Annotated in this window: 15 protein-coding genes; 9 read left to right on the top strand and 6 right to left on the bottom strand. The window is 73.2% G+C overall.

The window, feature by feature from the left end; translation table 11 throughout:
- Positions 1–115: 115 nt before the first annotated feature.
- The 4 genes from hemF to IB242_RS18170 form a co-directional block, all read right to left on the bottom strand.
- The gene (gene hemF, locus IB242_RS18155) at positions 116–1,027 is read right to left on the bottom strand and encodes an oxygen-dependent coproporphyrinogen oxidase (protein ID WP_192282864.1); all 912 of its coding nucleotides are present in this window, start codon (positions 1,025–1,027) and stop codon (positions 116–118) included.
- Between the two features lie 44 nt (positions 1,028–1,071).
- Positions 1,072–1,641, bottom strand: a complete 570-nt coding sequence (locus tag IB242_RS18160; protein WP_192282866.1) for a DUF2569 family protein — start codon at positions 1,639–1,641, stop codon at positions 1,072–1,074.
- Positions 1,642–1,709: 68 nt separating this feature from the next.
- Positions 1,710–2,198, bottom strand: coding sequence for an NUDIX domain-containing protein (locus IB242_RS18165; protein ID WP_343237170.1), 489 nt, complete (start codon positions 2,196–2,198; stop codon positions 1,710–1,712).
- The gene (locus IB242_RS18170; protein WP_192282868.1) at positions 2,195–4,549 is read right to left on the bottom strand and encodes a S9 family peptidase; all 2,355 of its coding nucleotides are present in this window, start codon (positions 4,547–4,549) and stop codon (positions 2,195–2,197) included. Before IB242_RS18170 ends, IB242_RS18165 begins: the two co-directional genes overlap by 4 nt.
- Positions 4,550–4,755: 206 nt before the next feature.
- Between IB242_RS18170 and IB242_RS18175 the strand changes: the two genes are divergently transcribed.
- Positions 4,756–6,171 carry an AMP-binding protein gene (locus IB242_RS18175; protein WP_192282870.1) on the top strand — a complete coding sequence of 472 codons (1,416 nt, stop codon included), beginning with the start codon at positions 4,756–4,758 and terminating at the stop codon, positions 6,169–6,171.
- Between the two features lie 96 nt (positions 6,172–6,267).
- Positions 6,268–7,272, top strand: a complete 1,005-nt coding sequence (locus IB242_RS18180; protein ID WP_225540840.1) for a patatin-like phospholipase family protein — start codon at positions 6,268–6,270, stop codon at positions 7,270–7,272.
- Positions 7,273–7,396: 124 nt separating this feature from the next.
- Here the strand turns inward: IB242_RS18180 and IB242_RS18185 are convergent, their stop codons facing one another.
- Both IB242_RS18185 and IB242_RS18190 read right to left on the bottom strand, forming a co-directional pair.
- On the bottom strand, positions 7,397–8,416 hold the full coding sequence (locus IB242_RS18185; protein WP_225540827.1) for a pteridine-dependent deoxygenase: 1,020 nt from the start codon (positions 8,414–8,416) through the stop codon (positions 7,397–7,399).
- An 8-nt stretch (positions 8,417–8,424) separates the two neighbouring features.
- Positions 8,425–9,807 (bottom strand): NAD(P)/FAD-dependent oxidoreductase, encoded by a 1,383-nt coding sequence (locus IB242_RS18190; RefSeq protein WP_192282872.1) that lies wholly within the window; start codon positions 9,805–9,807, stop codon positions 8,425–8,427.
- A gap of 139 nt (positions 9,808–9,946) precedes the next feature.
- Between IB242_RS18190 and IB242_RS18195 the strand changes: the two genes are divergently transcribed.
- From IB242_RS18195 to IB242_RS18225, 7 genes are read left to right on the top strand one after another with little or no spacing between them, the layout of a single operon-like run.
- Positions 9,947–10,216, top strand: coding sequence for a phosphopantetheine-binding protein (locus IB242_RS18195; RefSeq protein WP_192282874.1), 270 nt, complete (start codon positions 9,947–9,949; stop codon positions 10,214–10,216).
- Positions 10,191–10,928 carry a ketosynthase gene (locus IB242_RS18200; protein WP_192282876.1) on the top strand — a complete coding sequence of 246 codons (738 nt, stop codon included), beginning with the start codon at positions 10,191–10,193 and terminating at the stop codon, positions 10,926–10,928. Before IB242_RS18195 ends, IB242_RS18200 begins: the two co-directional genes overlap by 26 nt.
- 54 nt (positions 10,929–10,982) lie before the next feature.
- A complete protein-coding gene (locus IB242_RS18205) occupies positions 10,983–11,267 on the top strand; it encodes a hypothetical protein (protein ID WP_192282878.1) in 285 nt (94 codons plus the stop codon).
- The gene (locus IB242_RS18210; RefSeq protein WP_192282880.1) at positions 11,264–12,280 is read left to right on the top strand and encodes an acyltransferase; all 1,017 of its coding nucleotides are present in this window, start codon (positions 11,264–11,266) and stop codon (positions 12,278–12,280) included. Before IB242_RS18205 ends, IB242_RS18210 begins: the two co-directional genes overlap by 4 nt.
- Positions 12,195–12,857, top strand: a complete 663-nt coding sequence (locus IB242_RS18215) for a LolA-related protein (protein WP_192282882.1) — start codon at positions 12,195–12,197, stop codon at positions 12,855–12,857. Before IB242_RS18210 ends, IB242_RS18215 begins: the two co-directional genes overlap by 86 nt.
- Positions 12,854–15,193: an MMPL family transporter gene (locus IB242_RS18220; protein ID WP_192282884.1), complete on the top strand. Its 2,340-nt coding sequence runs from the start codon at positions 12,854–12,856 to the stop codon at positions 15,191–15,193. Before IB242_RS18215 ends, IB242_RS18220 begins: the two co-directional genes overlap by 4 nt.
- Positions 15,190–15,624 (top strand): phosphotransferase, encoded by a 435-nt coding sequence (locus tag IB242_RS18225; protein ID WP_192282886.1) that lies wholly within the window; start codon positions 15,190–15,192, stop codon positions 15,622–15,624. Before IB242_RS18220 ends, IB242_RS18225 begins: the two co-directional genes overlap by 4 nt.
- Positions 15,625–15,697: the final 73 nt, after the last annotated feature.

Raw genomic sequence — 15,697 nt, forward strand, 5'->3', positions numbered from 1 at the left:
TCGACTGGAGCGGGGTTACTCCCCAAACTTCCGCTCCCTGGCCCCGCCGACCTCCCCCTGGTCGGCGGGGTTTTTTATGCCCGCCGACCCGGTTGCCGCGCCGTCGCCGCGCAGCTCAGCTGCCCGATCCGGCCAGCCAGTCGCGCGGAACCAGATACTCCTTCAGGCGCGCCTCGGCGCTGTCGGCCGCGGGCTCGTAGGCGTACTCCCAGCGCACCCGCGGCGGCAGGCTCATCAGGATCGATTCGGTACGGCCGCCGCTCTGCAGGCCGAACAGGGTGCCGCGGTCGTAGACCAGGTTGAACTCGACGTAGCGGCCGCGGCGGTAGAGCTGGAACTCGCGCTCGCGCTCGCCGTACGGCGTGTCGCGGCGGCGCTCCACGATCGGCAGGTAGGCATCGAGGAAGCCGTCGCCGACCGCGCGCATGTAGGCGAAGTCGTTGTCGAAGTCGCCGTGCAGGTCGTCGAAGAACAGGCCGCCGACGCCGCGGGTCTCGCTGCGGTGGCGCAGGTAGAAGTAGTCGTCGCACCAGCGTTTGTGGTCGGGATAGCGGTCCGGGCCGTACGGCTCGCACAGCGCGCGGGCGGTACGGTGCCAGCCGGTCACGTCCTCGTCGAACGGATAGAAGGGGGTCAGGTCGAATCCGCCGCCGAACCACCAGGCCACGGTACGGCCATCGCGCTCGGCGCGGAAATGGCGGACGTTGGCGTGCGTTGTCGGCAGATACGGGTTGCGCGGGTGGAACACCAGCGACACCCCCACGGCCCGCCACGAGGCGCCGGCCAGTTCCGGCCGGGCTGCGCTGGCCGAGGGCGGCAGGCGCGCGCCGGAGACGTCGGAGAAGCCGATGCCGGCCTGCTCGAACACCGCGCCATCGCGCAGGATCCGGGTGCGGCCACCGCCGCCCTCGCTGCGCTGCCAGAGGTCCTCCACGAACCGGGCGTTGCCGTCGGCCTGTTCGATGGCCTGGCAGATGCGGTCCTGCAGACCGGTCAGATAGTCGCGTACGGCAGTGAAATCGTCCATGCGCGGGATTGTAGCCGGGGGCCGCCCCCCGGCCTTGATCGCGATCAAGCCGCCGGGGCGCGGAACTCGGCCCTGACCCCGGCGCTGCACAGCTTCCAGACGATCCACACGTGCAGCACCGCCATCGTCAGCACGCCGACCGCGCTGGTGGCCATCGACATGACCCGGCTGGCCTGCATCTGGGCGATCAATGCCTGGCCGTCGGCGGAGTGCAGGAACTCCTGCGGATACATCGCGATCATCGCGTCGAACATCTGCCCGACCAGCAGCAGGCTGAGCAGGTTGGTGACCGCGCTGACCAGCAGCAGGGCGATGAAGACCCGCCGCGCCCATTCGCGGCGCTTCAGCAGGCCCCAGGCGGTGACCAGGGTCAGGACCGACAGCGCCAGCATGCCCAGCGACAGCGGCACCCGGTGCACCAGCGCCCAGATCAGCCCGGCGGGGATCGGCCAGTCACGGGAGGCGAGGAGGGTCACCCAGTCGTCGGACACCAGCAGCGCGATCAGCCCCTGGACCAGCGACCAGGCGACGCTGAGGCCGGCAAGGATCAGGGTGATCTTGGCCAGCACGCTGACGAAGCCGGCGCGCGGCGCGGGGGGAAGAGGCAGCTGCATCGTGGAGCGGTCCCTGCGGGTGGTGGAAGCCCCGCATTGTGCCGCAGGCGCTGGCCCCGGCATCGCCCTCAGGCGCCAGCGGGGTGGTCCTGCAGCGCGGCCGGTCCGGGACCGCCCGCCGCCAGCGCCGCGCATGCGGCCGGCAGGATGTGGCCGGCGCTCAGCGGGGCCACCGGCACCGGGTACGGTGGTCGTGGCGCGATCCAGGCCAGCTCGGCGATCTCGGCGCGGGCGGCCGGGCTGCCTTCGACGTCGGCCAGGAAGGCCTCGGCGCGGACCCGGCGGCCGGGTTCGTTCACCGCCACGTCCTCGAACGTGCCCAGCGCGACGGCGCTGCCGGCGCGCAGCTGCACGCCCAGTTCCTCGTCCAGCTCGCGGGCCAGCGTGGTCAGCGCATCCTCGCCCGGCTCGCGCTTGCCGCCGGGCTGGATGAAGATCGTCGAGTCCTGCTTGCGCACCAGCAGCACGCGCCCGGCCGCATCGCGGATCACCGCGGCCACGGTCAGGATCGGCGCCACCGTCGCGTCCACCGGCGATGGCGCGCCGGCCCCGCTCACTTCAGGGTGCGCTCGTACAGCTTGAGGATGCGCTTGTACTGGTCCAGCCAGGAATCGGCGCGGACATAGCCGTGGCGCTCCAGCGGATAGGCGGCCAGTTCCCAGTTGTCCTTGTGCAGCTCGATCAGGCGCTGGCTCAGCACCACCGAGTCGCGGAAGAACACGTTGTCGTCCATCATCCCGTGCGCGATCAGCAGGTGGTCCTGCAGGCCCTCGGCGTACTCGATCGGCGAGGACGTGGCGTAAGCCTGCGGGTCGAGTTCCGGCGTGTTGAGGATGTTGGACGTGTACTCGTGGTTGTACTGGGTCCAGTCGACCACCGGGCGCAGCGCGGCGCCGGCCTTGAACGTGCCCGGTGAGCGGAACAGCGCCATGAAGGTCATGAAGCCACCGTAGCTGCCGCCGTAGATGCCGGCGCGGTCGCGGTCGCCCTGGCGCTGCTCGACCACCCAGTCCAGGCCGTCCAGGTAATCCTCCAGCTCCGGATGGCCCATGTTGCGGTAGATCGCGGTGCGCCAGTCGCGGCCGTAGCCTTCCGAGGCGCGGAAATCCAGGTCCAGCACCACGTAGCCCTGCTGCACCAGCAGGTTGTGGAACATCTGCTCGCGGAAGTAGTTCGGGTAGCGGTCGCTGACGTTCTGCAGGTAGCCGGCGCCGTGCACGAACATCACGATCGGGTACTTGCGGCCCGGCTCGTAGTCGGCCGGCCCGTAGAACTTGCCCCAGACCGTACCGGCGCCGTGCTTGGACGGCACCTGCACGTACTCGGGCTGGATCCACGTGCGCGCCTTGAACGCGGCGCTGCGGGTGTCGGTCAGCTGGCGGGCCTGGCCACCGGCCAGCGGCTGCACCGACAGCTGCGGCGGCAGGTAGCTGGCCGACCAGCGCACCAGCAGCTGGCTGCCGTCGGGCGAGACGCTGAAGTCCTCCACGCCCTTCAGCGCGGTGACCTCGCGCAGCGCGCCGCCGGCCAGGTCCAGCGCGCAGACCTCGTAGACGCCGGGGCGCTCGCGGTTGCACAGGAACAGCAGGCTGCGTCCGTCGGCGCCCAGCTGCGGCTCGGAGGCTTCCCACGTGCCGGAGGTGCGCTGGCGCGGCCTGGCGGCACCGTCCTGGGTATAGACGTGCGAGTACCCGGACTCCTCGGACAGGAACCACAGCGTGCGGTTGTCCGGCAGCCAGCCGAAATCGTTGAAGTTCCAGTTGATCCAGGCGGCGTCGGTGAGGCGGTGGCGCGGCAGCAGCTGCGCGCCCTTCAGGTCGACCGCCGCGATCCAGCGGTCCTTGTTGTCGACCGCGCGCAGCATCACCGCGGCATTGGCGCCGTCGTCGCTCCAGCTGATCGACGCACCGCCGCGGCCGGTGCCGACGCGCACCGCGCGCTGGCCCTTCAGCGGCTCCTTGCCGGCGGCCTTGCGCAGCGCGGCCAGCGGATCGGTGCCGATGCCCGGCAGCACGTCGGTCTTCAGTTCACGGACCTGGCCGGTCTGCGCGTCGACCAGCCACAGCGCGTGCGGGGTCGGGTCGTTGCGGCCGACGCGCACGCGCACGTCCTCGAACTCTTCGTAGCCGGACTCGGTCACGTACAGCGGCATCTTGCCGCGCTGGCCGGTGTCGGCGCCCTTCTTGCGGGTGACCACCAGCAGGTGGCGCGCATCCGGCGACAGGCTGGAATCGACGATCTCGACCTGGTCGCCCAGCCAGACCGGGCCGGCGGCGCGGGTCGGGTCGGCCTTGCGCCAGGTCTCTTCCTGGCGACGCTGTTCCTCGCGCTGGTCGCGGTCGCGGCGCAGCGTGGCGATGGTGCGCAGCTGCTGCTCGCGCAGCGCGTCGGCCTTCGGCGCGGCGTCCGGGTCCTTCTCGGCCTTCAGCGTGGCGATCTGCGCGGCGCCGGTCGCGGCGGTCCAGTGGAACCAGTCGTTGCCGGCGCGCCAGACCACGCCGCCGTCGCGGGCGAAGGCCACGCGCGATTCGGCCGCGGCGGTGCGGGTCAGCTGGGTCAGCGCACCGGTGGACAGGTCGCGTACGAACACGTCGCCGTTGCGGACGAAGGCGCTGCGGCGGCGCTGGCCGTCGTAGACCACGTCGGCCACGTCCAGATCGGCGCGCGCGGCATCGTCGACGCGCTGCAGCGCGCCGCCGGCGATCGGCTGGCGCCAGGTGTCGCGCACCGCGCTGCCTTCGCGCTTGAGCTGCAGCTGGGCCTCGCGGCCGTTCCAGCTCCACCAGGCGCTTTCGACCGGGGCGCCGATCCAGTCCGGGTCGGCCATGGCCTGTTCGATCGTGATCGGCGTGGACGCCAGGGTCGGGGCGGCGAACAGCAGCAGCGCGAGGGGCAGCAGTCTTGGCATGAGGAGGCGGCCGTGGTCTGTAAACCGGGCAGGGTAGCAAGCCGGGCGTCGGCTGGCCCGGGCCACTGGTCATGCGCTGCCGGTGGCCGCCGCGCAATGCGACGCACCCGGGCCGGGACTTGTCGCTCGCACCCCGGCCGGTCAAGCTACCGGCCCATGCCCGGCGGACAGGTTTCGCTGCGCCTTCGATGCCCAGCGGAGACCGCATGTCGGCCGATCCCCAGTTCCAGCCGGACGCCATCGCGTCCGCCCGCCCGGCCGCGATCGGCGCGGGGACACGCGCGTTCTGCTTCGAGGCCGGGGCCACGCGCACGCTGGAGGAGTTCCTCGGCCATGTCCGCGGGGTGGCCGCCGGCCTGCCCGGCGCGCGCCATGTGGTGAACCTGTGCGAGGACCGCTACCGCTTCCTGGTCGCCTTCTGCGCCGCGGCGCTGCGCGGCCAGACCACGCTGCTGCCGCCATCGCGTGCGCCCGAGGTGGTCCTGGCCACCATGGCGACCCACGGCGACGCCTACTGCCTGGGCGATGACCCCGGCCTGCTGCCCGAGGCGCTGGCCGAGACGCAGCGCCGGCTGCTGCCGCCGGTCCTGCCCAGCGAGGAGGGCGCCGCACCGCTGCTGGCGACCGACTGGCCGGTGGCGATCGGCTACACCTCCGGCAGCACCGGCCAGCCGCAGGCGCACGTCAAGACCTGGGCGTCGTTCATCACCAGCACCGCGCAGAACCTGGCCGCACTGCAGGACCTGTGGGGCCAGGCGCAGCCGCAGGTGGTGGCGACGGTGCCGCCGCAGCACATGTACGGCATGGAGCTGTCGGTGCTGCTGCCGCTGCTGGGCGGCGCGGCGGTGCATGCCGGCCGGCCGCTGTTCCCGGCCGATGTCGCCCAGGCGCTGGCCGACGCGCCCGCGCCGCGGCTGCTGGTGACCACGCCGGTGCATCTGCGCGCGCTGCTGCAGTCCGATGTCGACCTGCCGCCGCTGGCCGGCATCGTCTCGGCGACCGCGCCGCTGGCGCCCGAGCTGGCTGCCGCGGCCGAGGCCCGCTACGGCTGCGAGGTGCGCGAGGTGTTCGGTTCCACCGAAACCTGCGTGTTCGCGCGGCGGCGTACCGCCGCCGATGCGCTGTGGACCCCGCTTCCCGGCGTGCGCGTGGTCGCGCGCCCGGACGGTGCGCTGGTGCACGCCGCGCACCTGCCGCAGCCGGTGGCCCTGGCCGACCTGGTCGAGGTGGAGGCCGACGGGCGCTTCCGCCTGTGCGGCCGCCAGGCCGACCTGCTCGAGATCGCCGGCAAGCGTGCCTCGCTTGGCGACCTGACCCGCCGCCTGCTCGCGGTGCCCGGCGTCGAGGACGGCGTGGTCGTGCAGCTGCCTGCCGACGGCAGCGGCGGCATCGGTCGCATCGCCGCGCTGGCGGTCGCGCCGGGCCTGTCGCCGCAGGCGATCGTCGAGGCCCTGCGCGCCGGCGTGGACCCGGTGTTCCTGCCGCGTCGCGTGCGCCTGCTCGACGCGCTGCCGCGCAACGCCACCGGCAAGCTGCTGCGGCATGAGCTGCTGGCATTGCTCGACGAGGCGGCGGACCGGCATTCATCCGCGGGCGGGGACGCTCCCGCTGCCAGCCCGTAGAATCCAGCCCGCCGCGCCGTCGCGGCTGCCTCGACTGCCGATGCCGTGAAGCGATTCCGTCCGCTGCGTTCCTGCCTGCCGTTGCTGGCCGCCGTCCTGATCGCCGCCTGCGGCGGGACCCGGTCCGATCCGCCGCCGCAGACCGCGGTCGTGCCGCCGGCCGCGCAGCCCGACCCGACCGTGCCCAGGGTCCGCATCGGCCTGGCGCTCGGCGGTGGTGCGGCCAAGGGCTTCGCCCACATCGGCGTGATCAAGATGCTGGAGGCCAACGGGCTCAAGCCTGACGTGGTCGCCGGCACCAGCGCCGGCAGCGTGGTCGGCGCGCTGTACGCCAGCGGCATGGATCCGTTCCAGCTGCAGGAGAAGGCGGTGGCGCTGGATGAAGCCAGCATCCGCGACGTGCGCCTGTTCGGCGGCGGCCTGGTCCAGGGCCTGAAGCTGCAGGACTACGTCAACGACCAGGTCGGCAAGCGCTCCATCGAGCGCCTGCCGCGGCCATTCGCGGCGGTGGCCACGCGCCTGGAAACCGGCGAGCGCACGGTGTTCGTGCGCGGCAACACCGGCCAGGCGGTGCGTGCGTCCAGCAGCGTGCCCGGCGTGTTCGAGCCGGTCACGATCGGCCAGTACCAGTACGTCGACGGCGGCGTGGTCAGCCCGGTGCCGGTCGATGCCGCGCGCCAGCTCGGCGCCGACATCGTCATCGCGGTGGACATCTCCAGCAAGGCCAGCGGGCGCCGCCCGGACGGCATGCTCGGCATCGTCAACCAGTCGATCGCCATCATGGGCCAGCGCCTGGGCGAGCAGGAGCTGGCCCGCGCCGAGGTGGTGATCCGCCCCGACGTGCTCGACTACGGCTCGGCCGACTTCACCAGGCGCAACCAGTCGATCATGGAAGGCGAGAAGGCCGCGCTGGCCGCGCTGCCGCAGATCCGTGCCGCCGTGCAGAAGCTGCACGCCGAGCGCGTCGCCGCAGCGCGTACCGCCGCCGCCGCGACCGAAGCGGCGCGTGCGAAGGCCGAGGCGGCCGAGCGGGCCAGGCTGGAATGCGAGCGCTCCGGCCGCTGGAATCCGCTGCGTCGCAAGGACTGCGGGGCCGACTGAGGCCGCCGGCAGTCGCACTGCGACGCCGGCCGCACGCTGCGGCCCCGGACCCGGGAACTGTCTCGACGACACCGCCGGCACGCCACCCGACGGAGGCGATCCCGCGCTGGACGCCGGCGCTGTCTCAACCGCCGGGCGTGGCGTCGACCGGGCCGTGCACGCCGTCGATCTCGACCTGCAGTTCGCGCCGGCAGACCTGCGCGTGCAGCAGCAGGCGCGGCACCGCCGGCGCCAGATGCGCATCCAGGCGCGCGGCCACCGTGGCCGCATCGGCCGGGTCGCGCACATAGACCTTGAGCGGACTGCCCGCATCGAGCCGGGCCGGCAGGTCCGGGCGCTGCCGGCGTGCGCCGTCGATCAGGCTGTCGATGTTGGCCAGGGTCTCGTCGACCTGGGCCGCGACGTCGCCGGCATGCAGCGAGACATGGCCGACGATGGCCGCGGTGCCCGACAGCAGCAGCGGCACCTGCGCGCCGGCCGGCGGCAGCATCGCGCGGGCGAAGCTCGGCGACTGCGGCCCGTACTGGCGCGGATAGCGGTAGGCGCTGATCTGGCGCGGGTTCTCCAGCGGCGTGCCCGCGGCCTGCGTGGACAGCCAGTAGACCTGCAGCCGGCGCACGCCGTCGCAGCGACCGATCGCGGTGGCGGCCGGCAGCCGGGTGACCTCGAACCGCCCGAGGCCGGCGACGCGGCCGACGCAGAAGCGGCGGTAGCGCTCTTCGTCGCCTTCGCCCCGGGTGATCGCATCCATGTAGTTCCAGATGCGCAGCAGCTCGGGCATCGCGCTGGTGGAGACGAAACCGAGCATCCGCGCATAGGCGCCGGTGGCGGCCGCCTCGATGTCCTCGCCGTCCGGCTCGTCGATCTCCAGTGCGCCGAACAGCAGGCGGCCGTCGCTGGCCCAGGCGATGTCGCCGTCGCGGCCGCACGCGACCGGGTGGGGCGTGCGCCAGACCTCGATCACGTCCTCGCCGGCCAGCGGCTGCAGCGGCACCTGCAGATAGCGCGGGTCGTCGCTGCCGGGGCGCGCGCCGGCCCCGAAGCCGAGCACGGCCAGGACCCGCGGATCGGCCAGCGCCGCGGCCAGGGTCGAGGCCGGTGCATAGCGCACGTCCAGCTGCGGCGCGGCGGCGGAGAAGGGCATCGGGCTGCTCATGGATTGCCGCCCTGCAGGGTGTCGCCGCTGAAGCGCTCGCCGACCTGGCGCCGCCGGCGCAGCCAGCCGCGCAGCGCGTCCGGCGCCATCCGCAGCGCGGTCATCGCGTAGATGAAGCGGAACACGCGCAGGCGCCAGCGCACCCCTGCGTTGTCGAACACGTCGCCGGCCAGCATCGAGATCACCGCCTGCTCCAGCTGCAGGTGGTTGCGCGGCTCGGCGAAGAGCTTCTCCATCACCGGGGTGGTGAAGCGGTAGATGAACCACGAGAAATAGCGCAGGCCGCGGCGCAGACGCCTGTCCATCGCGCGGTGCTCGGCCGCCTCGCGCGACGGGTCGCGCAGGATCGCGTCGACCGTCTTCGCCGCCTGCTCGCCGCTGTTCATGCCCAGGTAGACGCCGGAGGAAAACACCGGGTCGATGAAGGCGAACGCATCGCCGGCCATCACCCAGCCCGGGCCGGTCATGCGGCTGCAGGTATAGGAATAGTTGCCGGTGGCATGGACCGGGGCGATGCGCTGCGCCTGCTGCATCCGCGCCCACACCGACGGGGTGTCGCGCAGGGTCTGCATCAGGAAGGATTCGTTGTCGCCGGTGCGGGTCTTCAGGTACTCGGGGAAGCACACCGCACCGACGCTCATCACGTCGTCGCGCAGCGGGATCAGCCACATCCAGCCGTGCGCGAAGCGCTCGACGGTGATGTTGCCGGCCGCTTCGCCCTCGCGCCGGGTGACGCCGCTGAAATGGCTGAAGATCGCCGCCGACTGGTGCGCGGGGTTCTTCTTCTTGAGCTTGAGCTTGCCGCCGAGGAAGGTGTCGCGGCCGCTGGCGTCGACCAGGTAGCGCGGCAGGAACGCCAGCGCGTTGCCAGCGGCGTCGCGCGCATGCACGCGGTACGGCCGCCCGTCGTCGCCGAACTCGACCCGCTCCACCTTCACCTGCTGGCGTGCGTCGACGCCCGCGGCCAGCGCGTTGTCGAACAGCAGCGTGTCGAACTCGGCGCGCTTGACCTGGTAGGCGTGGCCGAACTTGGGGTCCAGCGCCCGGTCGAAGCGGAACACGTTGACGCTGTCGCCGTCGCCGCGCATCGGGAAGTCGGCACCGGGCTTGTACACGCCGATCGCGCGGACCTGGTCGAGCACGCCGAGGCGTTCGAGGATCGGCAGGTTCATCGGCAGCAGCGATTCGCCGATGTGGAAGCGCGGATGCACGTCCTTTTCCAGCAGCGTCACCTTCCAGCCGGCGCGGGCCAGGAAGGTGGCCGCGGTGGTGCCGGCCGGGCCGCCTCCGATCACCAGCACGTCGACGTGCGCGTCCGTCGGCACATCCGTCGGCACGGTGGGTGCGGACGGCGGGTGCTGCGGCTCGGCGTGCGTCATGCGGCGGGACCGGAAACGGGAGGCGGGGCGGCATGATACCGCGCGGACGCACGGCCCCGTTCACGGTTCCGGGCTTGCATGGCGGCGGCCGATGCCGGATCGTTCCCTCTCTTATGGGGACGTACGCGGAACTCTGACGATGTCGCAACAGACCGAGGCCGAGCGCGAGCTGGCCGAACTGCTGGTGGAAAGCCTGAACCTGGAAGACGTGGAGCCGCAGGCGATCGACCCGGAAGCGCCGCTGTTCAACGAAGGCCTCGGCCTGGACTCGATCGACGCGCTGGAGCTGTCGCTGGCGATCGGCAAGCGCTACGGGTTCCAGCTGCGCTCGGAAGGCGAGGACAACCGTCGGATCTTCGGCTCGCTGCGCGCGCTGTCGGCGCATGTCCAGTCGCAGCGCACCGCCTGAGGCCGGACAGGCGCCGGGGCTGGATGCGCCGGTCGTCATCGCGGTGCTGCTGGCGGTGGCGTATCCGTTCCTGGCGCACCTGGCCAGCGTGCGCGAGGACGGCACCTGGGCCTCGCTGGCACTGGCCGACCTTGCCCTGATGCTGCTGATCGCGCCGCTGCTGATGCGGCGCTGGTGGGCGCTGGCCACGCTGGCGGCGACCCTGCTGCTGCTGTGGTGGATGGCGCACACGCCGTGGGCGCTGCTGTCGCTGCTGGCGCCGCCGGTGGCCTTCACCGGCTGGCTGTCGTGGTGGTTCGCGCGCAGCCTGGCGCCCGGGCGGACCCCGCTGGTCGCCCGCATCGTGGCCGCACTCTATGCGCAGGCCGGCTGGGAGACCTCGCCGGCGCTGCTGGCGTATGCGCGCCAGGTCACCGCCGGCTGGGCCTGGGTGCTGGCCCTGCTGACCGCGGCCAACGCCGGGCTGGCGCTGTGCGCGGTGCCTGGCGGCGTACTCGACGCGCTGGGGCGCACGCCCTGGATCGTGGTTCCGCACGCATGGTGGTCGTGGTTCGCCAACCTGCTGAACTACGGCGTGGTCGGCGGCTTCATGGCGGCCGAGTTCCATTACCGCAAGCGGCTGTTCCCGAGCCGGCCCTACCGCAACGGGCTGGAGTTCGCCCGCCAGATGGCCACGCTCGGCCCGCGGTTCTGGCGCGGCCTGCTCGGCTGAACCCCCGGTGCCGGCCCTGCCCGCGGCGGCGGTGCGGCGGCTATCCTAGGCACGATGCGCTTCACGATCCCGCCCGACCATCCCTGCCTGCCCGGCCACTTTCCGGGCCATCCGGTCGTGCCTGGCGTGGTGGTGCTGGAGCAGGTGATGACGGCGATCGCGTCCGCCGACGCGGTCCCCGCGCCCTGGCGGCTGCCGCAGGTCAAGTTCCTGGCGCCGCTGCTGCCGGGGCAGGAAGCCGAGGTGCGGATCGAGGGCGCCGCGCCGCGCTGGCGGTTCGAGGTGCGCCACGCCGATGCCGTGCTGGCGCGCGGCGAGATCCGGAGCGCTGCTGCATGAATGCGCCGGCGGCGTGGAAGCAGCGTCCCGAAGGCGGCGGGCGCCGGGCGATCGCGTTGATCGCGGCGATCGCACGGCATGGCGGGCGCGGCATCGCGCGGCTGTGCCTGTATCCGATCACGCTGTACTTCCTGGTGATGCGTGGCCCCGAGCGGCGCGCCTCGCGGGCCTGGCTGAGCCGCGTGCGCGGCCGTCGCGCCGGCGTGCTGGCCGTGGCCCGGCACATCCACTGCTTCGCCTCGACCATCCTGGACCGGCTGTTCCTGCTGGGCGGTCAGCTGCGCCATTTCGACATCCACGTGCATGGCCTGGCGCCGCTGGAGGCGCTGGTCGACCAGGGCCGCGGCGTGCTGCTGTTCGGCTCGCACCTGGGCAGCTTCGACGCGCTGCGCATCCTCTCGCGGCGCCGGCCCGGGCTGGTGGTGCGGATCGTGCTGGACCGCACCCAGAACCCGGTGCTGACCGAGCTGTTCGACCGGCTCGATCCGGTGCTGGCCGCCGGCGTCATCGACGGCAGCCAGGATGGCCCGTCGATCGCGCTGGAGATCCAGCGTTCGCTCGAGGACGGCGCGCTGGTCGCGCTGCTGGTCGACCGCTCGCAGCCGCACGAGGACACCGTGCCGGTGCCGTTCGTGGACGGCACCGCGCGCTTCCCGCTGACGCCGTGGCGACTGGCCGTGGCGCTGCACGCGCCGGTGCTGCTGTGCTTCGGCCTGTACGCCGGCGGCAACCGCTACGACCTGTACTTCGAGCCGTTCCTCGAGGGCGGCACCGCGCACCTTCCGCCTCGCGCGCAGCGCGCGCGGGTGCTGGGCGAGTGGGTCGCCCGCTACGCCACCCGGCTGGAACACCATGCCCGGCGCGCACCCACCAACTGGTTCAACTTCTTCGACTTCTGGAATGCCGATGTCCCCGACGCCGCCCCGCATGCCGCCCCGCGCCCCGTGCCGCAGGATCCGTCCCTGGACGCTGCTGCTGTGCGCGTTCGCACTGCCGAGCGCAGCGGCACCTGAGCCGCTGGATGCCGGCTGGGTGCTGCAGGCGGTGGCGCGTCCGGCGCCCAGCCGCACCGCCTTCGTCGAGCTGCGCCAGTCGGCGATGCTCAAGCAGCCGCTGCGGCTGCAGGGCGAGTACCGCAGCGAGCCCGGCGGCCGTCTGGTCCGCGAGGTGACCGCGCCCTACGCCGAGACCACCACGCTGGCCGATGGCCAGGCGGTGATCGTGCGCGGCAACCGCGCGCCGCGCACGATCAGCCTGCAGCAGGTGCCGGAGCTGGCCGCGGTGCAGGCCGGATTCGGCGCGCTGCTGTCCGGCGACCGCGCCCTGCTCGAACGCACCTACACCGTGGACGCCAGCGGCGCGCGCGAGCGCTGGACCCTGCGCCTGGTGCCGCGTGATCCGCGTCTGGCCGCCGCCCTGCAGCGGATCGACCTGCATGGCCGCGGCGCCGAGCTGCGCTGCGTGGAGAGCGTGCCGGCCAAGGGCGAGGCGCAGCGCACGCTGATGGCCGGCGCCGCCGCGGCGGCGGTCGGCGTCGACGACCCGGCCGCGCTGGCCGCGCTGTGCCACGGCGACCGCGGCACGCCATGACCGGCACCCCGGCGGGACGGACCGCGCTGGCCCTGGTCTGGCTGGCGCTGCTGGGCATGGCCGGCTGGTGGCTGGCCTCGCAGCTGCGGATGGAAGAGGACCTGCGCCGTTTCCTGCCCTCGCCGCGCACGCCGGCGCAGGTCCTGCTGGTCGACGAACTGGGCGAAGGCCCCGGCTCGCGCCTGCTGCTGGCCGCCGTGCACGGCGCGCCAGCGGAGGTGCTGGCGGCCCGCTCGCAGGCGCTGCGCGCCGCGCTGCAGGCCGACCCCCGCATCGCCCTGGTCGCCAACGGCGACGACAACGGCCTGGATGCCGTGCCCGGGCACCTGCGGCCGTACCGCTACCTGCTGTCGCCGACCCTGGATACGCAGGCGCTGGATGCGGCGTACCTGCAGCAGGAACTGCAGGCGCGGCTGCAGGACCTGGGCTCGCCGGCCGGTGACCTGGTCGAACCGCTGCTGCCGTCCGATCCCACCCTGGAAATCCTGCACCTGGCCGAGGCCTGGCAGCCGGCGCACGCACCGCAGCGCCTGCACGGCGTCTGGTTCGATCGCGACGGCGCGCAGGCGTTGCTGCTGATCCAGACCCGCGCGGCCGGCTTCGACAGTGCCGGCCAGCTCGAGGCGGTGGCGGCGATCGAGGCGGCGTTCGCCGGCGCCGCCGCCGGCCAGGCCGACGCGGCGCAGCTGGAGCTGTCCGGCCCCGGCGCGTTCGCCGTGGCGATCCGCGAGCGCACCGAGCGCGAGATGACCTGGATCGGCACGGTCGACACGATCGGCCTGCTGCTGCTGCTCGGTCTCGCCTATCGGCGCTGGAGCATGCCGCTGCTGGGCGCGCTGCCGCTGGCCAGCGCCGGCCTGGCCGGCCTGCTCGCGGTGGCGCTGGCCTTCGACGGCGTGCACGGCATCACCATCGCCTTCGGCTTCACCTTGATCGGCGTGGCCCAGGATTACCCGATCCATTTCTTCAGCCACCTGCGTCCGGGCGTCTCGCCCTGGCACAACGTGCGCGCGCTGTGGCCGACCCTGATCACCGGCGTGGCCGCCACCTGCATCGCCTACGCGACCTTCCTGTTCTCGGGCGTCGAAGGCCTCAAGCAGCTGGCGGTGTTCACCATCGTCGGCCTCGGCGTGGCCGCCGCCGCGACCCGCTGGCTGCTGCCGGCCCTGGTCGGGCCGACCCGCCGCGATCCGGCCCATTCGGCGCTCCTGGCGCGGCTGTGGCACGGCATCGCCCGGTTGCCGCGACCGCGTCGCGCGCTGGCCGGCCTGGCGGTCGTGGCACTGGCGGCGATCGCCTTCGCACCGGGGACGTTCTGGCAGAACGACCTGTCGCGGCTGACCCCGGTGCCGCCGGCCGACCTGCAGCGCGATGCGCAGCTGCGGGCCGAACTCGGTGCGCCCGACGTGCGCTACATGCTGGCGCTGCAGGCCGCCGATGCCGATGCCGCGCTGCAGGCGTCCGAACGGCTGCTGCCGGTGCTGGCGCAGGCGCGCGCCGACGGCCTGCTCGATGGCTACGACCTGGCCGCGCGCTACCTGCCCAGCGCCGCCACCCAGCGGGCGCGCCAGGCGCGGCTGCCGGAGGCGGCGACGCTGCAGGCCGATCTGGAGCAGGCGCTGGCGGACAGCCCGTTCCGGGCCGATGCCTTCGCCCCGTTCCTGGAGGACGTGGCGACCGCGCGTACGGCCGCGCCGCTGACCGCCGCCGCCCTGGCCGGCACGCCGCTGGAACTGGGCGTCGGCAGCCTGCTGCTGCAGGGGACCGACCACGCTACCGCGCTGGTGTCGCTGTCCGGGCTGCACGATCCGGCCGCGCTCGCCGCGCGGGTCCAGGCCTCCGGTGCGCAGCTGCTCGATCTCAAGCAGGCCTCCGAATCGCTGGTCGCGCAGTGGCGGGTCCGGCTGCTGGCCGCGTTGACGGTGGCCGCGCTGCTGCTGGTGGGCGTGGTCTGGCTGGCGCTGCGCTCGCCGCGGCGGGTGCTGCGCGTGGTCGCGCCGATGGCGCTGAGCACGCTGCTGATCGTGGCGGTGCTGCGCGTGCTCGGGGTCGAACTCAACCTGTTCCACCTGGTGTCGCTGATCCTGGCCGCCGGCCTGGGCCTGGACTACGCGCTGTTCTTCGACCACGCCGGCGACGACCGCGACGACCAGCTGCGTACGCTGCATGCGGTCATCGTCTGCAGCCTGACCACGCTGCTGGTGTTCAGCCTGCTGGCGCTGTCCTCGATCCCGGTGCTGCGCGCGATCGGCGGCACCGTCGCGCTGGGCGTGCTGTTCAACTTCGTGCTGTCGCTGTTCATCGCCCGGGCCGATGCGCTGGAGAAGGCGGCATGAGCCGGGTCGACCGCGACACGATCCTGTCGCTGGTACCGCACCAGGGCCGGATGTGCCTGTGGGACGAGGTGCTGGAATGGGAGGCGGGGCGCATCGTGCTGCAGACCGGCGCCCATCGCGATCCGGCGCACCCGCTGCGCAGCGGCGGTGTGCTGCACGCGCTGCACCTGTGCGAGTACGGCGCCCAGGCGATGGCCGTGCATGGCGGCCTGCTGGCGCGTGCACAGGGCGGCCGCGCCGCCGACGGGATGCTGGTCGCGCTGCGCGACGTGGCCCTGCAGCTGGCGCGCATCGACGATCTCGACGGCCCGCTGCGCGGCGAGGCCGAGCTGCTGCTGGCCGCGACCGGCAGCCAGCAGTACGGGTTCCGGATCCTGCACGACGGGCGCGAGATCGCCTCGGGCCGCGCCGCGGCGATGCTGTCGCCGTAGCGCGCGCCGCGCGGTCCGTCCGGTCCGGGCGGCTCCCGCCGCGACCGCCCTCTCCGGGCGACGCACCGGCACG

This window comes from Xanthomonas sp. XNM01, from assembly GCF_014851915.1.
Classification (GTDB): Bacteria; Pseudomonadota; Gammaproteobacteria; order Xanthomonadales; family Xanthomonadaceae; genus Pseudoxanthomonas.